Source organism: Mucilaginibacter sp. PAMB04168 (genome assembly GCF_039634365.2).
In the GTDB taxonomy this organism is placed as follows: domain Bacteria; phylum Bacteroidota; class Bacteroidia; order Sphingobacteriales; family Sphingobacteriaceae; genus Mucilaginibacter.
The window spans coordinates 5,149,507-5,168,378 of sequence record NZ_CP155079.2 but is presented as its reverse complement, the minus strand read 5'-3'; the positions used below and the strand labels follow the sequence as shown (position 1 = coordinate 5,168,378).

The window sequence follows — 18,872 nt, the reverse complement described above, 5'->3', positions numbered from 1 at the left end:
TATTTCACGCAGTCTATAGCTGGCTTTTCTTTTAATTACTTAGCACCTAATCACAACCCGATACTAAGTCGTTCATTCCAAATTACATCTTATCCGAGCCTCTTTCAACCGTTCTTCACTAATATTCTTTCCCCAGGCCAAATATTGGGAGTAAATGCTTATCCTATTTTCTAGCATCCGGCTTTCTATCCGAGATTTCTAAAAATAACACAGCGCATAGTATTACTATGAAAACCGTTAAGCGTTCCCCCGAAAGGTTTGGTTAAAAGGTTAAATGTTAATATAGGATGTCAAAGCGGCCATCGGTAATTTTAATTACGCCGCATTTTTCGGTTGGAATATTACACCAAAAGTACCAGAAAGAATCCGATTGGCCTTGTCAATCCGGGTAAAAGAAACTTCTCCGTCACTTGAATCTGCCCGATTTGTAAAAGAAACTACAGTAAAACAATCTCTATCGGTTTTGTAGGTAGCTAAATGCCCCAAATTGGGGTCGTTTAGGCGGTATACCATTTGTGAAGCAACTTCCTTCACCTGAATCTGTAAATACTCTAAAGCCGTTGCAGAATTTGAGTCGTTAAATCCACTTACTGTTATAATGCCATTTTTAACACCGCCACTTACCGAATAACTATTTTTATTAGATGTCCAATTCTTGCCGTTGATCTTGCAGGCAAACAGCAGGGAGCCTACTTGGGTGGCTTTAGGAAGCCCGTTTGGGTCCATTTCATTTTCCTTTTTGCAACGCATATTAAGGAAAAGCAAGGCGCACAGCATAGAGATGATAGTGATGTATAAATATCTGGTCATACCAAGTTTTAAAAGACTTAAAATATCGCTTTGATTTTAAGTGATCATCAACTTAGGATTATTATTAATATCAGATACGTCTGATGCTGAATAAAGTACCAATTTTTGAACAATAAAACCAAATCAGATAAAGGGCCTCGTTTCCTGTACGCAAGCGTTAGAAGAAAGCTACCCGGGGGGAGTGCCCAAGCTGGCCGCAGCGGTGCTATTGGTCTTAATGATACCGGGAACTATGAATAGCGCAATTAAATACTTTTTAACATTGATTTTTAAAGCGTTTTTGGCTGTATATAGTTTAGCATACGGTCGTAGCCAAATCGGTGGGGTGTGTGCCATCTATTGATGATTGTTCACTTGTTCATTGTTTATCGCCGAGTCTTTAGTATAGGCAGATGGATTTACCCCATAAGATTTTTTAAACTCGCGGCTAAAGTATTTACTGCTTTCATACCCAACTATGTTGCTGATTTCAGAAACGTTATAATGGCCGTCTAAGAGTAATTCGGCTGCTTTTTTTAGGCGTAAAGATTTTACAAAGTCATTAGCCGACAAACCAGTAATCCCTTTAATTTTTCGAAAGAGGACCGGCTGACTCATACCAGCCATCTGAGAGAGCTGTTGAACGCCAAAGTTACGGTTCATCAAGTTTTCATTAACCATGTTGGTTATACGATCAAGAAAAGCCTCATCAAGCGGGTGTAAATGTACCGTTTGTTTATCAACAGCTTTATCCTCATCAGTTAAGTTTAACTTCTTAATATGTAACTTAAATTCACGGTTCAATTTATGCCAAATTAACTCGCGGGCGCTAATAAGGTTATTTACCTGCAGCATCAGTACATCGCTGCTAAAAGGTTTGGTTAAATAAATATCAGCGCCGGTTTGCAAGCCGTTTACATGATGTTGTACGCTGCTTTGAGCCGTTAGTAAAATAACAGGTATATGGCTGGTGCGTTCGTCTGATTTTATTTTGGCACAAAACGTTAGTCCGTCCATTTCTGGCATCATCACATCGCTAATTACAAGGTCGGGTATTTCGAGCGTGGCTACATCAAATCCTTCCAAACCGTTGCAAGCTTCAATGATAGTATAGCGGGGCTGTAAAATTGATTTAATAAAACCTCTCATGTCCGGATTGTCTTCAACAAGCAGTATAGTTAGTTTTTCTTCGTCTGGCACTAAATCTTTGTGATTGTAAAGCGGCGAAAGAGAATAATCGGCTTGCTCATGCTCATTGCGGGTGGCAGGTATGTTTACCGCGTTAGCGTAAGATAATTGTCCTTGTTTTATTTGCCGGGCTGAAAAATGGCCGGCTCCGTTTTTTAATTTTATAGTAAATTTAGTGAGGCTTTGCCCGTTTTCATGTGCCGAACTTTCGACCTTTATACTACCCCCATGTAAATCAACAATGCTTTTAGATAAAGCTAAACCTATACCATAACCGGTGTTTTGCTTCCCATAATCAATTTCCTGGAAATAATTTTCAAAAAGCTTGTCAATGTTTTCTTTAGCTATTCCCGGGCCGGAGTTTACAAAGTCTATAACAACATCATCCTTCTCATTTTTTATTATAACACTTACAAAGCCACCGCCTGGTGTAAACTTAAATGCGTTATAAAGCAGGTTGTAAAAAACCTTCTCCATTTGCTCGCGGTCAAAGTACATATCAATACGGCTGGCGCTTGCCTGTAGTTCAAAAACTATGTTTTTTTCCGCAGCTATTTCATTGAAGTTTGTTTTCACGTTACCAATAAAATCAACAATGTCAACCAGGGTAATCCGCAGGTTCAAATGGCCGGTTTCGGCTTTTCTGAAATCCAGTAATTCGTTAACCAACTGCAATAAGCTTTCTGAGTTGTTTTTTATAGTAACCAGTTGTTGCTTCCCTTTTAAAAGTGGCTCATTATCGGCAATCAGTTTATTGGCCGGGCCGGTAATCAGTGCCAGGTGCGTCCTTATTTCGTGCGATATGTTGGTGAAAAAGTTCAGCTTGAGGCGGGTAAGCTCTTGTTCTTTTTTATAAAGTGCTCTTATAAACAGGTAACGCACTACCAGCGTAACAAGGCCGGTTAATAATATAAAGTAGAGCATATACGCCCACCATGCTCTCCAAACCGGCGGGCGTATATCTATCTGCAGGCTTAACTTATTGCTCCACACATTGTCATTGTTACAGCCGCTAACATAAAAGCGATAATGACCCGGCGGCACGTTGGTATAAGTAGCAACCGGTGAATTAACACTTTGCCAGTCTTTATCATATCCTTCCAGGTAATACCGGTATTTGTTTTTTTCGGGTTTGATAAAGTTTAGCACCGCAAACTGAACCGTAAACACATTTTGATCGTGGTTTAAAGTAATTTGTTTAGTGAGGTTTATATTTTGCTTCAAAATACTGTTCCTGTCTCCGGGAACTACTTTTTTGTTATGTACGCTAAGTGAGGTTAGCCGTACAACGGGAGCCTGCTTATTGATCCTGATACTGTTAGGGTTGAAGATGGTAAGCCCGTTGTATCCGCCAAAATACATCAGGCCATTAGTAGCCCTATAGTAAGAATTGTTGTTGAAGATGTTACCCGCAAGCCCGTCGGTCTCAAAATAGTGATTGATGGTGTTGCTATTTAAATTCAGCCTGTTCAGGCCGTTTCCAGTACTTATCCACAGGTCGTTACCGTTCTGTAATATACCAAGCACTTTATTGTCCGAAAGCTCATTATCTACAGTATAGTTTCGAATAAAGTGGCCGTTTTTAGAAAACTTAACCAAACCCAAGGCATTGGTACCAACCCATACATTTTTCAGTGAGTCCTGGAAAATACAATTTACAGCTAAAGGTCTGTCACGGGGTATTTTTTTTATATAAACAACACCTTTGGCATCGGTTATATACAAGCCATCTGGTCCGCCAGCCCATATTTTTCCATCGTCATCTTTTATAACAGAGAGTATAGAACGGTTTTTAGTAAGCCGTGTAATTTTGGCATCATTAACCTTTATTAGATTTCCGTTGTTGTTTTCAAACACATTGAGGCCGGCAGTTTCGGTGCCAATCCACAAGCGTTTTGCATTGTCTTCTGCCAAACAGGTAATTTCAGACCCTAATGTTGCCTGATTGTGGTTTAGGTATTGTTTAAAGCCGTTAATACCGGCGTCAAATAAATTAAGTCCACCGCCATGTGTACCTACCCAAATCTGATTGAAAGAGTCTTTGAAGATAACTTTTACCAAATTAGAGCCCAAGGTGTGAGGCGCGCCGGTAACATGCTGGTACACTTTGGTATGCAGGCCATTGGGTGCAACAACGTTGATGCCGCCCCCCTCGGTGCCAATCCATAAATAACCTTGCGCATCTTTTAATATGGAGCTGATAACGTTATTGTTTAAAGCCGCCGTGAATGACCGGTTGCTGATAACAGAAAACGGTGCCGGATAAGGGTAAATCCGGTTAACGCCGCCAAAAAAGGTTCCGACCCAGATGATGCCGGCATGGTCTTTATACAAGCTATGAACTGAATTTTGGCTCAAACTGGTATTGTCCCAAGGGTCGTTACGGTAATTAGAAAACTTTTTGGTAAAGGCGTTATATAACGATAAGCCAGTTTGCGTACCTATCCATAAATTACCTTTGCCGTCTGGCAAAAGGCGCCTTACATTATCGTCGCTCAAACTATCAGGCTTGCCCGATGTAGTATAATGTTTTATGGCTCGCAGGGCTGGTTCATATTTATACAAGCCTTTGCCCGATGTGGCTATCCATAAGTTATGAGCGGTATCTTCGGTTACACTCATAATCGGAGCATCGGCTAAACCGGCCGTTGCCAATGGCAGGAATTTTTCAACCCAGAATCTTTTTTGCTTTTCGGCAACGGTGTAAATGCCGTGGGTGGTACCCAGCCATATAGTTCCGGTATGATCCTGGCATAAAGAGCGAAGAACCATTCTGTTTGTGATAGGATTTACCGGCACAATATGTTTTAACCGACCGTTTGCCTGAATTAAGTTGAGGTCGTATTCCGAGGCAACCCATAAGCGCCCTGTACGGTCTTCTAAAATGCTGTTGATGCGGCTTAAATTTATATCTTCCCCATTCTTAAATAAAAGTGGCACCCTTTTATAAGCATCCAGGGTTCGGTCATAAATGTTTAATCCTTTGCTGGTGCCTACCCATAGCCTGTTTTTACTATCGCAGTATAAGTTAGTTATGTAGCTGGATTGTAAGCTGCTTTTATTAGCCGGGTGGCTTTTATAAATTTTAAAATCATATGAGTTGTACTTGTTCAACCCATCGCGGGTTCCAAGCCAAATAAAGCCATCTTTATCTTCGCATACGGCAAGTACAGAGTTTTGTGATAAGCCGTCTTCAATACTCAGCCTGTCAAACTTTACGCTTTGGGCGTAACTTGTCTGTATACAGCACACTAAAAAGTAAATAATGCATTTTAATCGCATTGTGCTAAAAATATAATGATGTCTTTTTAGGTTTAACTTACCGGCAGAAGCTGACTGCTAATTAAATGATTTTTTACGTACCGTGACTACCTTTCGGAAATCAAATTTCCGTCTTTTTTTCAATTGATAATATCCCATATCCCTGTTGTTTAGCAACAATAAGGATGTATAGGAATTACGGTAGTACATAAAGCCTGGTTTTCTGATAGCCGGGCATTTACCTCACCCCTTTATTCCTTTATGTATATTTAAGGTTGTAAGGTCAGTGCTGTTTGTTGATCAATTTATAAAAAAAAATCAAGCTGATTACGTTACCAGCCTGGGCAATGTATACTTTAACAAAAGCTGTTGTTTAAAAATGCCAAACCACAAACAGCAATACTCATTAAACCGGTCTAACCCTGTATTCCGACATATTTTCGGCATTTCTTTTAAAAATTCATCCTAAATTATCGATTTTTTGACCGTTCATTTCAATTCATAATACTCAAATTCGCTTTACCCGTTTGCCCCCACAGAGCGGCCTTGCGGGTTGCCAGTAACCAATTATAACCATTTAAACCCCCTATCATGACCATGCAGTTTTACTGTGGTAAAATGAATGGCAAGTTCAAACCGTATTTGCGGCGTCGAACATTGTTATTGATTATTATTTTATTAAGTACACTTCCGGTATTTGCGCAACAACAAATAACGGGAGAAGTAAAAGATGAGACCGGAACCGCTATACCTGCAATAACAATTCGGATTAAAGGCAAAAGTGGCGGTACACAAACCGCCCTGAACGGGCAGTTTAGCATAAAAGCCTCGCCAAAAGATACCTTATTGTTTTCAGGTATTGGTTATGCTAATAACCAAGTGGCTGTAGATGCCCGCACGCGATACACCATTGTGATGAGGACCCAGGTTAACAGCCTTACCGAGACTGTGGTTATTGGTTATGCGCAGGTGAAACGCGCCGATGTGACCGGCTCGGTTGTGAAGGCTCCAATTGAGGATATGCAAAAAGCGCCTGTAAGGTCAATTGATGAAGCACTGGGCGGCCGGGTAGCCGGCGTGGTGGTATCCTCTGTTGATGGGCAACCCGGATCGGCCAATAATATCGTTATACGCGGTGCAAACTCTGTTACGCAAGATAACTCACCGCTGTATGTTATTGATGGCTTCCCGATTGAAAACCCTGATAATAATTTTATTCAGCCGCAGGACGTAGAGTCGATTGACGTGCTGAAAGACGCATCGGCAACGGCAATATACGGCTCAAGAGGTGCTAACGGTGTGATCATGATTACGACCAAAAGAGGTAAGTCAGGAGCTCCGGCTATCACGTTGAGCGCTTATTACGGCCTTCAGAAAGACCGTAACCGCATGAAGCTGATGAACCCTTATGAGTTTGTACAATACCAGGTTGAAAAAAGCCCGGCAGATGCTGCAAATATCTACCTGCGCGACGGCCGCACGCTCAATTTTTACCGCAACATTCCCGAAATAGACTGGCAAGATCAGTTTTTACATGTGGCGCCTATGTTCAATACTTCGCTTTCGGTTAGGGGCGGTAATGATAAGACGAAATACTACGTGTCGGGTAACGTGTTTGGACAAAACGGTGTAATTATCAATTCTGACTACCGCCGCTACCAGGGCTCGGTATCACTCGACCAAACTTTTAACAACAAAGTTAAAGCGGGTATATACCTCAACATAGCACACAACAAGCGTTCGGGCATATCGCCGTCAAACCCATCAAGCACCAGCTCAACGGCAGCTTCGCTGTATAGTGTGTATGGTTACCGTAATTTTTCATTAAGCGGCGCCAATGATGTATCAGATGATCTTTTCGACCCCTTCATTGATCCGTCGCTTGATTTGCGGATAAATCCGATTCTTAACCAGCGGCATTTGGTGAGAGATGTAATTGGCCGTAACACCATACTTAATGGTTATGTAGATTACGCTGTTACATCCAAGCTTAAACTGAGAATAACCGGTGGTCTTAACGAAACGTTTACACAGAACAATACTTTTAACGACACGCTTACCGTATATGGTAACCGCCGTACCCTAATAGGCTCAACCAATGGTGTAAATGGCAGCGTTATATTTAATAAAAACACAACCTGGATCAATGAAAATACGCTAACCTATAACGAAACCTTTAACAAATCACATAACCTTACCTTATTAGCTGGTATAACCGAATCGGGCAACCGTACATCGGGCTATGGCAGTTCGGCTACCAATTTGCCCAGGGCACAGTTGGGTATCAGTGGTTTAAATGAAGGTACGCCGCAAACCGTAACGGCAGTATCATCCTTATGGGGCTTGATGTCGTACTTAGGGAGGGTTGATTATAAATATAAATCCAGATACTTGTTAACCGCCTCGTACCGTGCTGATGGTTCTTCGAAGTTTGCGCCGGGCAACAAATGGGGATATTTCCCCTCGGGAGCATTAGCCTGGCGTTTTTCGCAAGAAAACTTCTTGAAAAACAACAGGGTTATATCAGATGGTAAACTCCGCGTAAGCTACGGGTTAACAGGTAATAACCGTGTTACCGATTTTCCTTACCAAACACAAATGATTATTTCGTACAATCCGTATGCGTACACATTTGGCAATGGCATTATCTCCGGCGCGGTACCAGGCTCGCCAAGCAACGAAGATCTGAAGTGGGAAACCACCGAACAAACTGATGTGGGTCTGGACTTGTCTTTTTTTAAAAACCGCATTAACATCACGGCCGATATTTATCGCAAAGTTACCCGCGATTTACTGCTTAACGCCAACATCCCATTATCATTGGGATATAACCAGGCACTCCGCAACATTGGCCGTGTGCGCAACCAGGGTTTGGAGCTTACCATTAGCACCGATAACATTAACAAACGCGATTTTGGATGGAAATCGAGCTTTAATATTTCATTTAATCAAAGCAAAATACTCCAGTTGTCTGAAAAACAGGAAGCTATACTGGCTTATGCACCTTTTGATGCCACCTTTCGCACTATACCATCGTTTATTACTAAAGTTGGCAACCAGCTGGGCATGATGTACGGTTATGTTTGGGATGGCGTTTACCAGTACTCGGATTTTAATGTTACCACAACCGGCAACTATATTTTAAAGGACAATATACCTACCAACGGCAATACGCGCAGCGCTATACAGCCTGGTGATATAAAGTTTAAAGACCTAAACGGCGATTTGGCCATCAACGCCAGTGATTACGCCATTATTGGCCGTGGTTTGCCAATTCATACCGGTGGCTTCAATAACGATTTCCGTTACCGCAATTTCGACCTGAACTTATTCTTTCAATGGTCATACGGCAATGATATCATAAACGCCAACCGGTACATTTTTGAGGGTAACATTCTTAACCGGGCCAACCTTAACCAGTTTGCCAGCTACTTAGACCGGTGGTCGCCTACTAATCAAAGTTCCACCCTGTTTAGGGCCGGCTTTGGCGGTGCAGGGCCGTCAACGCCAACTGGCGCCAACTCAAGGGTAATTGAAGACGGCTCTTACCTGCGCTTAAAAACAGTGCAGTTGGGTTACAACCTGCCTGCAAAATCGGCAAAGCGCATGGGGCTTAAATCCTTAAGAATGTATTGCGCTGCCCAAAACCTCATTACCTGGACTAAATACAGCGGCGTTGACCCCGAAGTGAGCATATACAACTCGGTATTAACGCCCGGCGTTGACTACTCGGCGTATCCGCGGCCATTTACTATAACCCTGGGAGCAAACGCAAGCTTTTAAAATAACCATTATGAATCAATTATATACAAAAAGAGTTTTCCTTTTGCTTTTAGGGTTAGCCATAATGGCGTTAAGCTCGTGCAAAAAGCTGCTCGAAAAAGAACCTACCGATTTTGTGCAGCCACAAAATTATTTTAATAGCGAAGCCGACCTGAATTTAGCCCTTGCGGGCGTATACGACCCCTTGGGTAGTGAGTACCTTTACGCCAGCGGCTTGTGGTTTCAGTTTGGCAACTGCACCGACGAATCCTTTTATCCTAACAGCGCAAATGCATTTGCTGCGCCTATGTTTTACCAGTACGATTATACCAACAGCTATGTAAGCGGTTTGTGGGAGCAATGCTATATAGGCATTGAGCGGGCTAACCTGCTTATTGAAAATGTGAGTAAACCGGTGATGGATGAAAAACGACGCCAGGCAATTTTAGGTGAAGCCTTATTTTTAAGAGGGTTTTACCACTTTATGCTCGTGAGCAATTATGGCGATGTTCCGCTTAAGCTGGCATCAACTAAAAGCGTAAACGTTGTTGAAATACCGCGCACGCCGTCAGCGCAGGTGTACGCGCAGGTATTGAAAGATATGCAGGATGCCGAGCTTAAAGTGAATAAGGCAAGCACAATAGGCAATTCCAGCCGCATATCGCAAACTACGGTTGAGGGTATGCTGGCCCGTGTGTGCCTGTACATGGCGGGTAACCCCCTTAATGATAAAGCTAAGTATGCAGATGCGCTTACATGGGCACAAAAAGTAGTAAACAGTGGCGAAAATGCATTGCTGACCACGCCTAATTTAACCTATACCAACTCGCCTTACAGCCAGATATTTATTAACGAGGCGCAGGATGTATATGATGTAAAGGAATGTATGTGGGAAGCCGATTTTAATATGTTTGGTAACAACACTGCATTTTCGGAAGGTGGCCGCCTGGGTACTTACGGCATTGCTTGTAATAATTTGGATACGGGGTACGCTTCGAGCAACGTGCGCACCACTATAAAGCTTTACAACCTTTATCAAGCTGCCGACCGCCGCAGGGATTGGGCAATAGCACCGTTTACTTATACCAGTACAACCACTTCAGCCACCCGTGTACCTTATGCGGCAACGGCCGTTATCAACAGGGCATGCGGTAAGTGGCGCCGTTCGTTTGAGCCGCTTTCGTCGCCTAAGCAGCAATTTAAGTCAGGCCAAAACTTTCCGATACTGCGATATGCTGATGTGCTGCTGATGCTGGCTGAGGCCGAAAATGAAGTAAACGGCCCCACAGCAACAGCTTACAATGCTATTAATTCGGTACGCCGCAGGGGATATGCCTTGCCGGTTAACGTAGCCAGTGCCGTAGCCGACCTTGCGCCTGGACTGAGCAAAAACAGTTTCAGGCAGGCTATCATGGATGAGCGCGCCCGCGAACTGTGCTTTGAGGCGCTCCGCAAGCCCGATTTAATACGCTGGGGCGTTTTTACACAGGTTATGTCGGCTACTGCTGCCGAAATAAATGGCTCAAATGCTACGGCTACTAATAAAGCGCTGTGGAGCTTAGGTTATAACACAGCAGCGTCGTCATCCAGATACTTGCTGCTGCCTATTCCAGCCCTTGAGATAAACGTAAACAGGGCAATGACTCAAAACCCCGGATGGTAAACCTTTTAATTTAAAACAATGTCGAGAACGTTATATATTACCCTGTTTATGCTGGCAACGGTTTTTGCCAGCTGTCAAAAGGACTTAAGTACCGGCGATACCGATTTTACAGTAAGTGTTGACAAATCAACGCTTGCCCTTGGTGATACGGCCAGGTTCAGGTTCAATGGCAATCCGGATATAGTTACCTTTTACTCAGGCGAAGCCGGCAAAAGATTTGAATACAGCGGCCGCGCAACTGCCGACGGCACGCCTGTACTCACCTTTAACTCAGTTAGGGCAAGCGGCACACAGCCCAATTCTTTACAGTTAATGGTATCAACTGATTTTAAGGGAGTGGCTAAAGGCGATACTGTAACAACCAAAGCCAACATAGCAGCCGCCACCTGGACAGATATTACCTCGCGTGCCACCTTATCAAGCGGCAGTACCTCCGCAACGCCTTCGGGCGCCATCAACCTGTCAGACTTTGCTTCGGCAGGCAAACCCGTATTTTTTGCCTTTAAATACAATGCTGCTGCGGGCACTATTCAAAACCGTTGGACCATCACCAGCTTTAGTATTAAAAATGAACTGTCCGACGGCACCACTTACGAAATAGCCAACTTAAACAGTTCTACCACTCCCTATCAAATTTACGGGGTTGATACGTTTAGCCCGGGTTGGGCTGGTTACACCTTACAAAATACCTATTTGTGGAACATCACATCAACCCAGCTGATGATAACAGGAGCTACAACAGCAGCCACCGCGAAAGAAACGGCCGAAGCCTGGGCAATAATTGGCAGTATAAACCTGCGCAAGGTGGTGCCCGATGTAGGAGTGCTGATTAAAAATCCTACCCAAAGTTTAAGTGCCAGTGCCTTTACTTACAAGTATGCTGCAAAGGGCTCTTTCAACGCCGTTTTTGTTGGCGGCAGCATTGATGTCAACCGCGAAAAATTTGTTCAAAAATCTGTAAAAGTCAATGTTAACTAACATTAAACGCATACAAAAACATAAAACAGCTATTAATTATATGAAGAAATACAGCTTTGTTACGGTGATTTTATCCTTAGTTTTTTTAGCATTTACTTACTGGACTGAAAAAGATGTTTTTGTAAATGAGAATTATGTTTTTGCCCAAAAGCAGCTTAAGCATTTGCTGGATACTGCTAACAAAGTGGATACGTTGTTTCCGCGTACCACGGGTAAGGGCGGGCAAGTGGTGCTTACCAACAAATATGAATGGACATCAGGTTTTTTTGCCGGCTCGCTGTGGTATGCTTACGAGCTGGGCAAAGATGAGGATATGCGTAAGCAGGCTATCAAGTGGACCGAAAAACTTGAACCACTGAAAAATTTTACGGAACACCATGATTTAGGGTTTATGATGTATTGCAGCTATGGCAATGCATACCGTCTTACCAAAAACACAAAGTACAAAGAGGTGCTTGTACAGGCTGCAAAATCGCTTAGCACAAGGTATAGTCCTAAAACGGGAAGCATACGGTCATGGAACCGGTTTGGCTCATGGGATGGGCAGCACAAGTATGATTTTCCGGTGATTATAGATAATATGATGAACCTCGAACTGCTGTTTTTCGCCTCAAAAGTAACCGGTGATCCCACCTACAAAAATATAGCGATTACGCATGCCAACAATGTAATAAAGAATCAGATACGACCCGATTACAGTTGCTACCATGTAGTTTGTTACGATCCGCAAACAGGCAAAGTGCTGGCTAAAGAAACGGCCCAGGGATATGCTAATAATTCAACATGGGCCCGTGGCCAGTCATGGGGTATTTATGGTTTTACTATGGCCTATCGCGAAACGGGGGATAAAAGATATCTTGAAACCGCACAAAAAATGGCGCAATTTTATATTAACCATGCAAACCTGCCGGCTGACGGCGTGAGTTATTGGGATTTTAACGCTAACCAAAAGGGCTATTTACCTTCTGTAAATTCTCATGCGCCCGAAACCCCAATCAACTATCGTGATGTATCTGCTGCTGCGGTAACCGCTTCGGCTCTGTTAGAATTGAGTGCCTTCAAAGTGCCCGATGCGGCAATTTATCGCAATGCAGGCATCAAAATCCTGCATTCGTTAAGCAGCCCCGTTTACAGGGCACAGCCAGGGCAAAACGGCGGATTTTTATTGAAACACAGCGTTGGCAGCATTGCACACGGCATTGAAATCGATGTGCCGCTTATATACGCTGATTACTATTTTCTGGAAGCGCTTAATAGGTATAAATTGATTAATTAACGGCAAGAAACAATGTTTATAGAAGTATCACCGGCTGCTCAGGCCGCCAAAAAAACAAAGTATTGTTCTTTTATTGCTTTAAAAGCATGTGCACTTGTTTTGTTTTTGAGCGTTAGCGCGCTGGCACAGCCTGTTATTGACACCACCAAGTTTGGGCAACACCCCCGTTTGTTACTGTCTAAAAATGACGAGGAGCGAATTAAAACGCTCATAAAGCAAGACACGCTTTGGCGCAACGTGCATCAAAGCATTATAACTGAATGTGACGCCATGCTGATGGCCTATCCGCAGGAGCGTACCTTGATTGGACGGCGGCTATTACAGGTTTCAAGGGAAGCTTTGCGGCGAGTATTTTTCCTGTCGTATGCCTGGCGGATAACTGGTCAAAAAAAATACTTGAAACGTGGCGAGGAGGAACTGCTGGCTGTAAGTAGTTTTCCTGACTGGAACCCCGATCACTTTTTAGACGTTGCCGAAATGACCATGGCCACCGCCATCGGTTACGACTGGCTATACAGTGGCCTGTCGCCCAAATCAAGAGCCACTATCAGCAAAGCTATCATTGAAAAGGGCCTGCAAACCTCTATGAATAGTAAATACAATGGCTGGCTGCGCGCATCTAATAACTGGAACCAGGTGTGCAACGGCGGCCTTACTTTTGGCGCTATTGCGGTATATGAAAACCAGCCGCAACTCTCGGTTAACATTATAAGCCGTGCAATAACTTCGGTGCAAACGCCCATGAAAGAGTATGCACCTGATGGCAATTATAAAGAAGGTTATAGCTACTGGGGGTACGGTACTTCTTACAATGTATTTCTCATCAGCGCAATTGAAAAAGTTTTTGGTACCGATTTTAATTTAAGCGGGCAGCCCGGGTTTATGAAAACGGCGGCTTTTTACCAGCAGCTCATTGGTGTTTCGGGTATACCTTTTAACTACTCTGACGCCGGGGGTGTTGAAGGCTTGCAGCCGGCCATGTTTTGGTTTGCCAATAAATTAAATGACCCCTCATTGCTGTTTGTGGAAAAAGGTTATCTGCAAACATCAAAATTTAATGCCAAAACAAACCGGCTGCTACCTGCGGCCATGATTTGGGCAGGTAACACAAACGCCGATGCTATTAAAGCGCCAGCAGACCTAATGTGGCAGGCACAAGGTGAAAACCAGGTAGCCATCATGCGTACCGACTGGCGCAGATACAATGGTATTTACGTTGGCTTTAAAGGCGGTAGCCCCTCGGTTAGCCACGGACACATGGATGTTGGTTCGTTTGTCGCCGATTTTGGCGGCACCCGTTGGTCGGCCGATTTGGGGATGCAGCAATACAATTCTTTGGAATCGGCAGGATTGAGCATATGGGAGATGGGTCAAAATTCGCAGCGCTGGGATGTTTTTAGGTATTCTAATTTATCGCACAGCACACTTACGGTGAACGGGCATAAGCAAGCCGTTCAGGGCGATGCGCACCTGAAAAAGGCATCAGATAATCCTTTGAACATGTATGCTGTAATGGACCTTACCTCGGTATACCATGAAGACTTGAACAAAGCCGAGCGTGGCATTGCAATAATAGACAAGCAATACGTCGTAGTACGAGACGAAATTGAAACCGGCGACAAGGAATGCACCATTAGGTGGGCTATGCTTACCCCGGCTAAGGTGGCTTCTGTTGAGGGTAATAGCCTTTGGCTTGCCAGTAACGGCAAAAAGCTTAAACTACAGGTAGATGGTGTAGAAGGAGTCACGTTGCAAACCTGGGGAACTGATCCGCCGCACAACTACGATGCCCTTAACCCCGGCACTATCCTGGTTGGATTTGAAATTAAGGTACCAGCACATACCCGTAAAACCTTTAATGTATATCTGCTCCCTGCAAGTAAAGGTATGCCTCCGAAACCCACCACCGAGTTAAAAAACTGGTAACTGCTTAATGCTAATATTTGTGATGACGAAAAAGCTAAAGGTGTTTTTTGTGCTGGCTGTTTTGCCACTATTGTGCCTTGCCAATGTGCGCTTGCCCAGGCTGGTAAGCGATGGCATGGTTATACAGCGCAATCAAAAGGTACACTTATGGGGATGGGCAACACCGGGCGAAACTGTTACGGTGTGGTTTAACAGGCAAGTTGTAAAACAAAATACGGCTGCCAATGGCCGCTGGGACATTTACTTACAGCCCATGCAGGCAGGTGGCCCCCACACATTAACCGTGAAAGGCCAAAACACCATTACTATAAACGACGTACTGATTGGTGATGTATGGCTGTGTTCAGGACAGTCTAACATGGAATACCAGCTATATAAATCTGCTACCTATTTTCCGGATGATATTGCCCGCGCCGGAACTTATAAAATACGCGAGTTTGACGTAAAGAATTCTTATACAATGCAGCCGCAGCTCAATGCAGTTGGCAGCTGGAAACAGGCCAACCCCGCAACTGTGGTTAATTTTAGTGCGGTAGCCTACTTTTTTGCGCAAAGTTTGTACGAAGTTTACAAAGTACCTATCGGCATTATTCACTCCAGCTATCCGGGCAGCCCGGCCGAGGCCTGGGTAAGTGAGGAAGGCTTAGCTGCATTTCCTCATTATCTGCAAAAAGCGCAGCCTTATCACGATTCGGTGTACACACAATCAGTACTTGCGCAAAACAGGAAAACTACAGCCCGATGGATGGCCGAGGTAAATAATAAAGACGCTGGCCTTCAAAACGGCCGCGCCGTTTGGAGCAGCAAGCCCGACACCACAGGCTGGAAAACAATGCGGGTGCCTGGTTACATAGAAGACTATGGCTCTGCTGACCAGGACGGGGTTTTTTGGCTAAAGAAAACAGTTTCGCTACCAGCAGCTATGCTGGATAAGCCTGTTTTTCTGGAAATGGGTTTGATTGCAGATATAGATTCAACTTATATTAACGGCACTTGCATAGGCTCTAAAGATAACAGATACCTGGTGCGCCGGTACCCGGTACCCCAAGGTGTCTTAAAGGCAGGCCAAAACACCATTGTTATTCGTGTTATTAATAAAGAAGGTCCGGGCGGAGTGGTGCCCGGCAAGCAATACCGGCTTGGAAACGAAAAGGGTTATGTTGATATAACTGGCGAATGGGTTTACAAAATGGGTTACGCAACCACGGGTTTTCCGTCAAAAACGCTTACCCGTGTAGAGTTTACTCCGGCCATTCAGTTTAATAGCCGCATAAGGCCCTTGGCGGGTTACACCATTAAGGGAGCCACCTGGTACCAGGGCGAAAGCAATACCAGTAAGGCCTCTGAATACAATGAATTGCTATCTGCATTAATAAAAAACTGGCGCAATAAATGGCAGCAGGGTAATTTCCCTTTTCTAATTGTTCAGTTGGCCAATCACATGGTTCCGCCAGTAGTGCCAAAAGCGAGCGACTGGGCTATGTTACGCGAGGCACAGTTTAAAACTGCCCAATCAGTTCCGGGTTGTGGCATGTCGGTTAGTATAGATGCCGGCGAGACTTATGATGTACACCCATACAACAAAAAAGTAGTTGGCCATCGTTTGGCACTGGTGGCACGCCAGGTAGCTTATGGAGAAAATATTACCGTGTCGGGCCCTGTTTACCAATCCATGCAAAATCAGGGTAATAAAATTATACTCCGTTTTAATAATTCCGCTATGGGTTTGGTGGCTCAAAATGGCCCGTTAAAACAATTTGCGATTGCCGGTGCCGATCACATTTTTCACTGGGCCAATGCGCAAATACAAAATAATAAAATTTTGGTTTGGAGTGCTGATGTAGCTAAACCGGTTGCCGTACGTTACGCCTGGGCCGATAACCCCGAAGGCTGCAACTTGTATAACAAAGCCCATCTCCCTGCAGTGCCGTTCAGAACAGATAACTGGAGCAATTAAGGGGTCTGGCCCAGTAAATAACAGGTAGCTTTCGGTTGGGTCAATCGGTAAAAAAAGGCTTTTTCTGATGATTTTGTAATAGTAACCAATTAACAAAAACCACAAATATGAAAAGTTTATTAAAGGCAAAACCGGCGGGTAAGTTCAGGTACATCACCTCCGCACTAGTACTAACAGCAACGCTGTTGCTGATAAATGGCTGCAAAAAAAATGAAACCATAAATACTACATCGCCGGACAGTGACACAAGAGGTACCCGTACACCGCTTACCATTAACAACAACAGCTCGTTTTTGCGCGGCGCTGATGTTGGTTTTATTACCGAGCAGGAAGCCAAGGGCCGGGTTTTTTTTAACACAACCGACCAGCAAGATATTTTTACCATTCTTAAAGAACGTGGTATCAACCTCATCAGGCTTAGGGTGTGGGTAAACCCCACCAGTACCAATCAGTACAATAGTATTGCCGATGTGGTTGCAAAAGCAGTACGGGCCAAAAATGCGGGTATGAAACTGCTTATTGATTTTCATTACAGCGATACCTGGGCCGACCCTACCAAGCAAAACATTCCGGCCGCCTGGAGCGGCTACAGCCTTGCAGCTATGGAGACCGCCGTTAGCAACCATACTACATCCTGTTTAAATACACTTATAGCCAATAGTGTTACCCCCGAGTATGTACAAGTTGGCAACGAAACCGACTATGGTATGCTTTGGCCTATGGGGCAATTGCCCGGCAATATGGCCGGTTATGCCACGCTTTTTAAAGCGGGTTATGCAGCGGTTAAAGCCGTAAATAGTTCCATTAAAGTTATCGTGCATTTTTCAAGAGGGTATGATAACAGCAACTGTAAAAGTGTATTAAACGGTCTTATTGCAAACGGTGCCAGTTTTGATGTGGTAGGCGTGTCTGTTTATCCAACGTCAACCTATGCCACCACCATGAACAATACCAAACTTAACCTTCAGGATTTGGTGGCAACTTACAATAAAGAGGTTTTGGTAGCTGAATGTGGTTATTTTCAAAACAACCCTAAAACAGCCCGCCTAATGGTAAGTACGCTGCTTGATGACCTAAGCAGCTTGCCTAATAACAAAGGCTTGGGCGTTTGCTACTGGGAACCCCAGGCTTATGACCATGCTGCACCCAACCGCAGTATTTTTGATGCCACCAGCAAGCGCCCAACTTTGGGCATGGATGGTTTTTCGCTGGTTAAAAATCCGGGTTTTGAGGTTGATACGGTAGCTGCGACCTCACCATCGGGCTGGATAACTACGGGCAGTAACCCCGATGCTAACTATACGGAGACCAATCCGCATACTGGCCTTTTTACGCTTACCCACTGGAAAAGCAGTGCTTACAACGTGGCAACCAGCCAAACCATTACAGGTTTATCCAACGGCTTATACACTTTTCAGGCTTGGGTTAAAAGTCCGCAGACTATGGTTAGCAACTATTTGTTCGCAAAGGATTTCGGCGGAACACAGATTAACCAAAATATATCGATTAATGCTAATTGGGTAAAAGTAACCATTACCAATATAAATGTAACCAACGGGCAATGTACCATAGGTTTGAACACCGCAGGCAATAATGCCTATTGCAGTATGGACGATATTGAGTTTTATAAGCAATAGAGAATTGAGGATATGATATTAAAGTTGAAAAGTATGAACGCTGTGTATTCTGTTTTTTACGAGTTGGACAATGTGTTTGAAATTTGCCGTACCGATTTTTTATCTGCCGAGGAGGCTAACCTTTGGGTACGACACTACCTGATGCATATCTGTAATGCCAAATTTTATTTCATACTCAAAGATGGTCATATCCTTATAAACGGAGACTTTATTGACGAAAGCCAAGCGTTTTTTAAAGATTGCATGAAGTTTTCTATTAAGCTTGATACCTACCAGGCAACAACAGGTTGCCAGCCTATACAACGCTGAGGGTTTTAAACTCATTCAAGGCAACGCACTGCATAACCCGGCTAACCATATTGCTGGTTAGTCCGGGTTATTTAAAATTATAAAGCAACCGGTATGGTAAAATTATCCTAAAAAAGTAATTGCCCT

The 18,872-nt window shown here is 43.9% G+C and carries 10 protein-coding genes; 8 read left to right on the top strand and 2 right to left on the bottom strand.

The window, feature by feature from the left end; all coding sequences use genetic code 11:
* Positions 1–315 precede the first annotated feature (315 nt).
* Both ABDD94_RS21720 and ABDD94_RS21715 read right to left on the bottom strand, forming a co-directional pair.
* A complete protein-coding gene (locus ABDD94_RS21720; RefSeq protein ID WP_345953993.1) occupies positions 316–810 on the bottom strand; it encodes a DUF6252 family protein in 495 nt (164 codons plus the stop codon).
* Positions 811–1,146: 336 nt separating this feature from the next.
* Positions 1,147–5,259: a two-component regulator propeller domain-containing protein gene (locus ABDD94_RS21715; protein WP_345953992.1), complete on the bottom strand. Its 4,113-nt coding sequence runs from the start codon at positions 5,257–5,259 to the stop codon at positions 1,147–1,149.
* A gap of 570 nt (positions 5,260–5,829) precedes the next feature.
* Between ABDD94_RS21715 and ABDD94_RS21710 the strand changes: the two genes are divergently transcribed.
* The 8 genes from ABDD94_RS21710 to ABDD94_RS21675 all read left to right on the top strand — a co-directional run bounded on the left by ABDD94_RS21710 (position 5,830) and on the right by ABDD94_RS21675 (position 18,746).
* Positions 5,830–9,021, top strand: coding sequence for a TonB-dependent receptor (locus tag ABDD94_RS21710; protein ID WP_345953991.1), 3,192 nt, complete (start codon positions 5,830–5,832; stop codon positions 9,019–9,021).
* 10 nt (positions 9,022–9,031) lie between these two features.
* The gene (locus ABDD94_RS21705; protein WP_345953990.1) at positions 9,032–10,663 is read left to right on the top strand and encodes a RagB/SusD family nutrient uptake outer membrane protein; all 1,632 of its coding nucleotides are present in this window, start codon (positions 9,032–9,034) and stop codon (positions 10,661–10,663) included.
* A gap of 18 nt (positions 10,664–10,681) precedes the next feature.
* Entirely contained in the window at positions 10,682–11,641 is a 960-nt protein-coding gene (locus tag ABDD94_RS21700) for a DUF5017 domain-containing protein (RefSeq protein WP_345953989.1), read from the top strand.
* A gap of 40 nt (positions 11,642–11,681) precedes the next feature.
* A complete protein-coding gene (locus tag ABDD94_RS21695; protein ID WP_345953988.1) occupies positions 11,682–12,917 on the top strand; it encodes a glycoside hydrolase family 88 protein in 1,236 nt (411 codons plus the stop codon).
* Positions 12,918–12,929: 12 nt separating this feature from the next.
* Positions 12,930–14,843 carry a heparinase II/III family protein gene (locus ABDD94_RS21690; RefSeq protein WP_345953987.1) on the top strand — a complete coding sequence of 638 codons (1,914 nt, stop codon included), beginning with the start codon at positions 12,930–12,932 and terminating at the stop codon, positions 14,841–14,843.
* A 22-nt stretch (positions 14,844–14,865) separates the two neighbouring features.
* Positions 14,866–16,800, top strand: a complete 1,935-nt coding sequence (locus ABDD94_RS21685) for a sialate O-acetylesterase (RefSeq protein WP_345953986.1) — start codon at positions 14,866–14,868, stop codon at positions 16,798–16,800.
* Positions 16,801–16,907: 107 nt separating this feature from the next.
* Positions 16,908–18,437, top strand: coding sequence for a glycosyl hydrolase 53 family protein (locus tag ABDD94_RS21680; RefSeq protein ID WP_345953985.1), 1,530 nt, complete (start codon positions 16,908–16,910; stop codon positions 18,435–18,437).
* 33 nt (positions 18,438–18,470) lie between these two features.
* Entirely contained in the window at positions 18,471–18,746 is a 276-nt protein-coding gene (locus ABDD94_RS21675) for a hypothetical protein (protein ID WP_345953984.1), read from the top strand.
* Positions 18,747–18,872: the final 126 nt, after the last annotated feature.

What these genes read in the sequence shown, in the direction of transcription:
- ABDD94_RS21710 (WP_345953991.1), top strand. Translation starts at nt 5,830, where the DNA reads ATGACCATGCAGTTTTACTGTGGTAAAATGAATGGCAAGTTCAAACCG.
- ABDD94_RS21675 (WP_345953984.1), top strand. Translation starts at nt 18,471, where the DNA reads ATGAACGCTGTGTATTCTGTTTTTTACGAGTTGGACAATGTGTTTGAA.
- ABDD94_RS21695 (WP_345953988.1), top strand. Translation starts at nt 11,682, where the DNA reads ATGAAGAAATACAGCTTTGTTACGGTGATTTTATCCTTAGTTTTTTTA.
- ABDD94_RS21705 (WP_345953990.1), top strand. Translation starts at nt 9,032, where the DNA reads ATGAATCAATTATATACAAAAAGAGTTTTCCTTTTGCTTTTAGGGTTA.
- ABDD94_RS21685 (WP_345953986.1), top strand. Translation starts at nt 14,866, where the DNA reads ATGACGAAAAAGCTAAAGGTGTTTTTTGTGCTGGCTGTTTTGCCACTA.
- ABDD94_RS21700 (WP_345953989.1), top strand. Translation starts at nt 10,682, where the DNA reads ATGTCGAGAACGTTATATATTACCCTGTTTATGCTGGCAACGGTTTTT.
- ABDD94_RS21715 (WP_345953992.1), bottom strand. Translation starts at nt 5,259, where the DNA reads ATGCGATTAAAATGCATTATTTACTTTTTAGTGTGCTGTATACAGACA.
- ABDD94_RS21720 (WP_345953993.1), bottom strand. Translation starts at nt 810, where the DNA reads ATGACCAGATATTTATACATCACTATCATCTCTATGCTGTGCGCCTTG.
- ABDD94_RS21690 (WP_345953987.1), top strand. Translation starts at nt 12,930, where the DNA reads ATGTTTATAGAAGTATCACCGGCTGCTCAGGCCGCCAAAAAAACAAAG.
- ABDD94_RS21680 (WP_345953985.1), top strand. Translation starts at nt 16,908, where the DNA reads ATGAAAAGTTTATTAAAGGCAAAACCGGCGGGTAAGTTCAGGTACATC.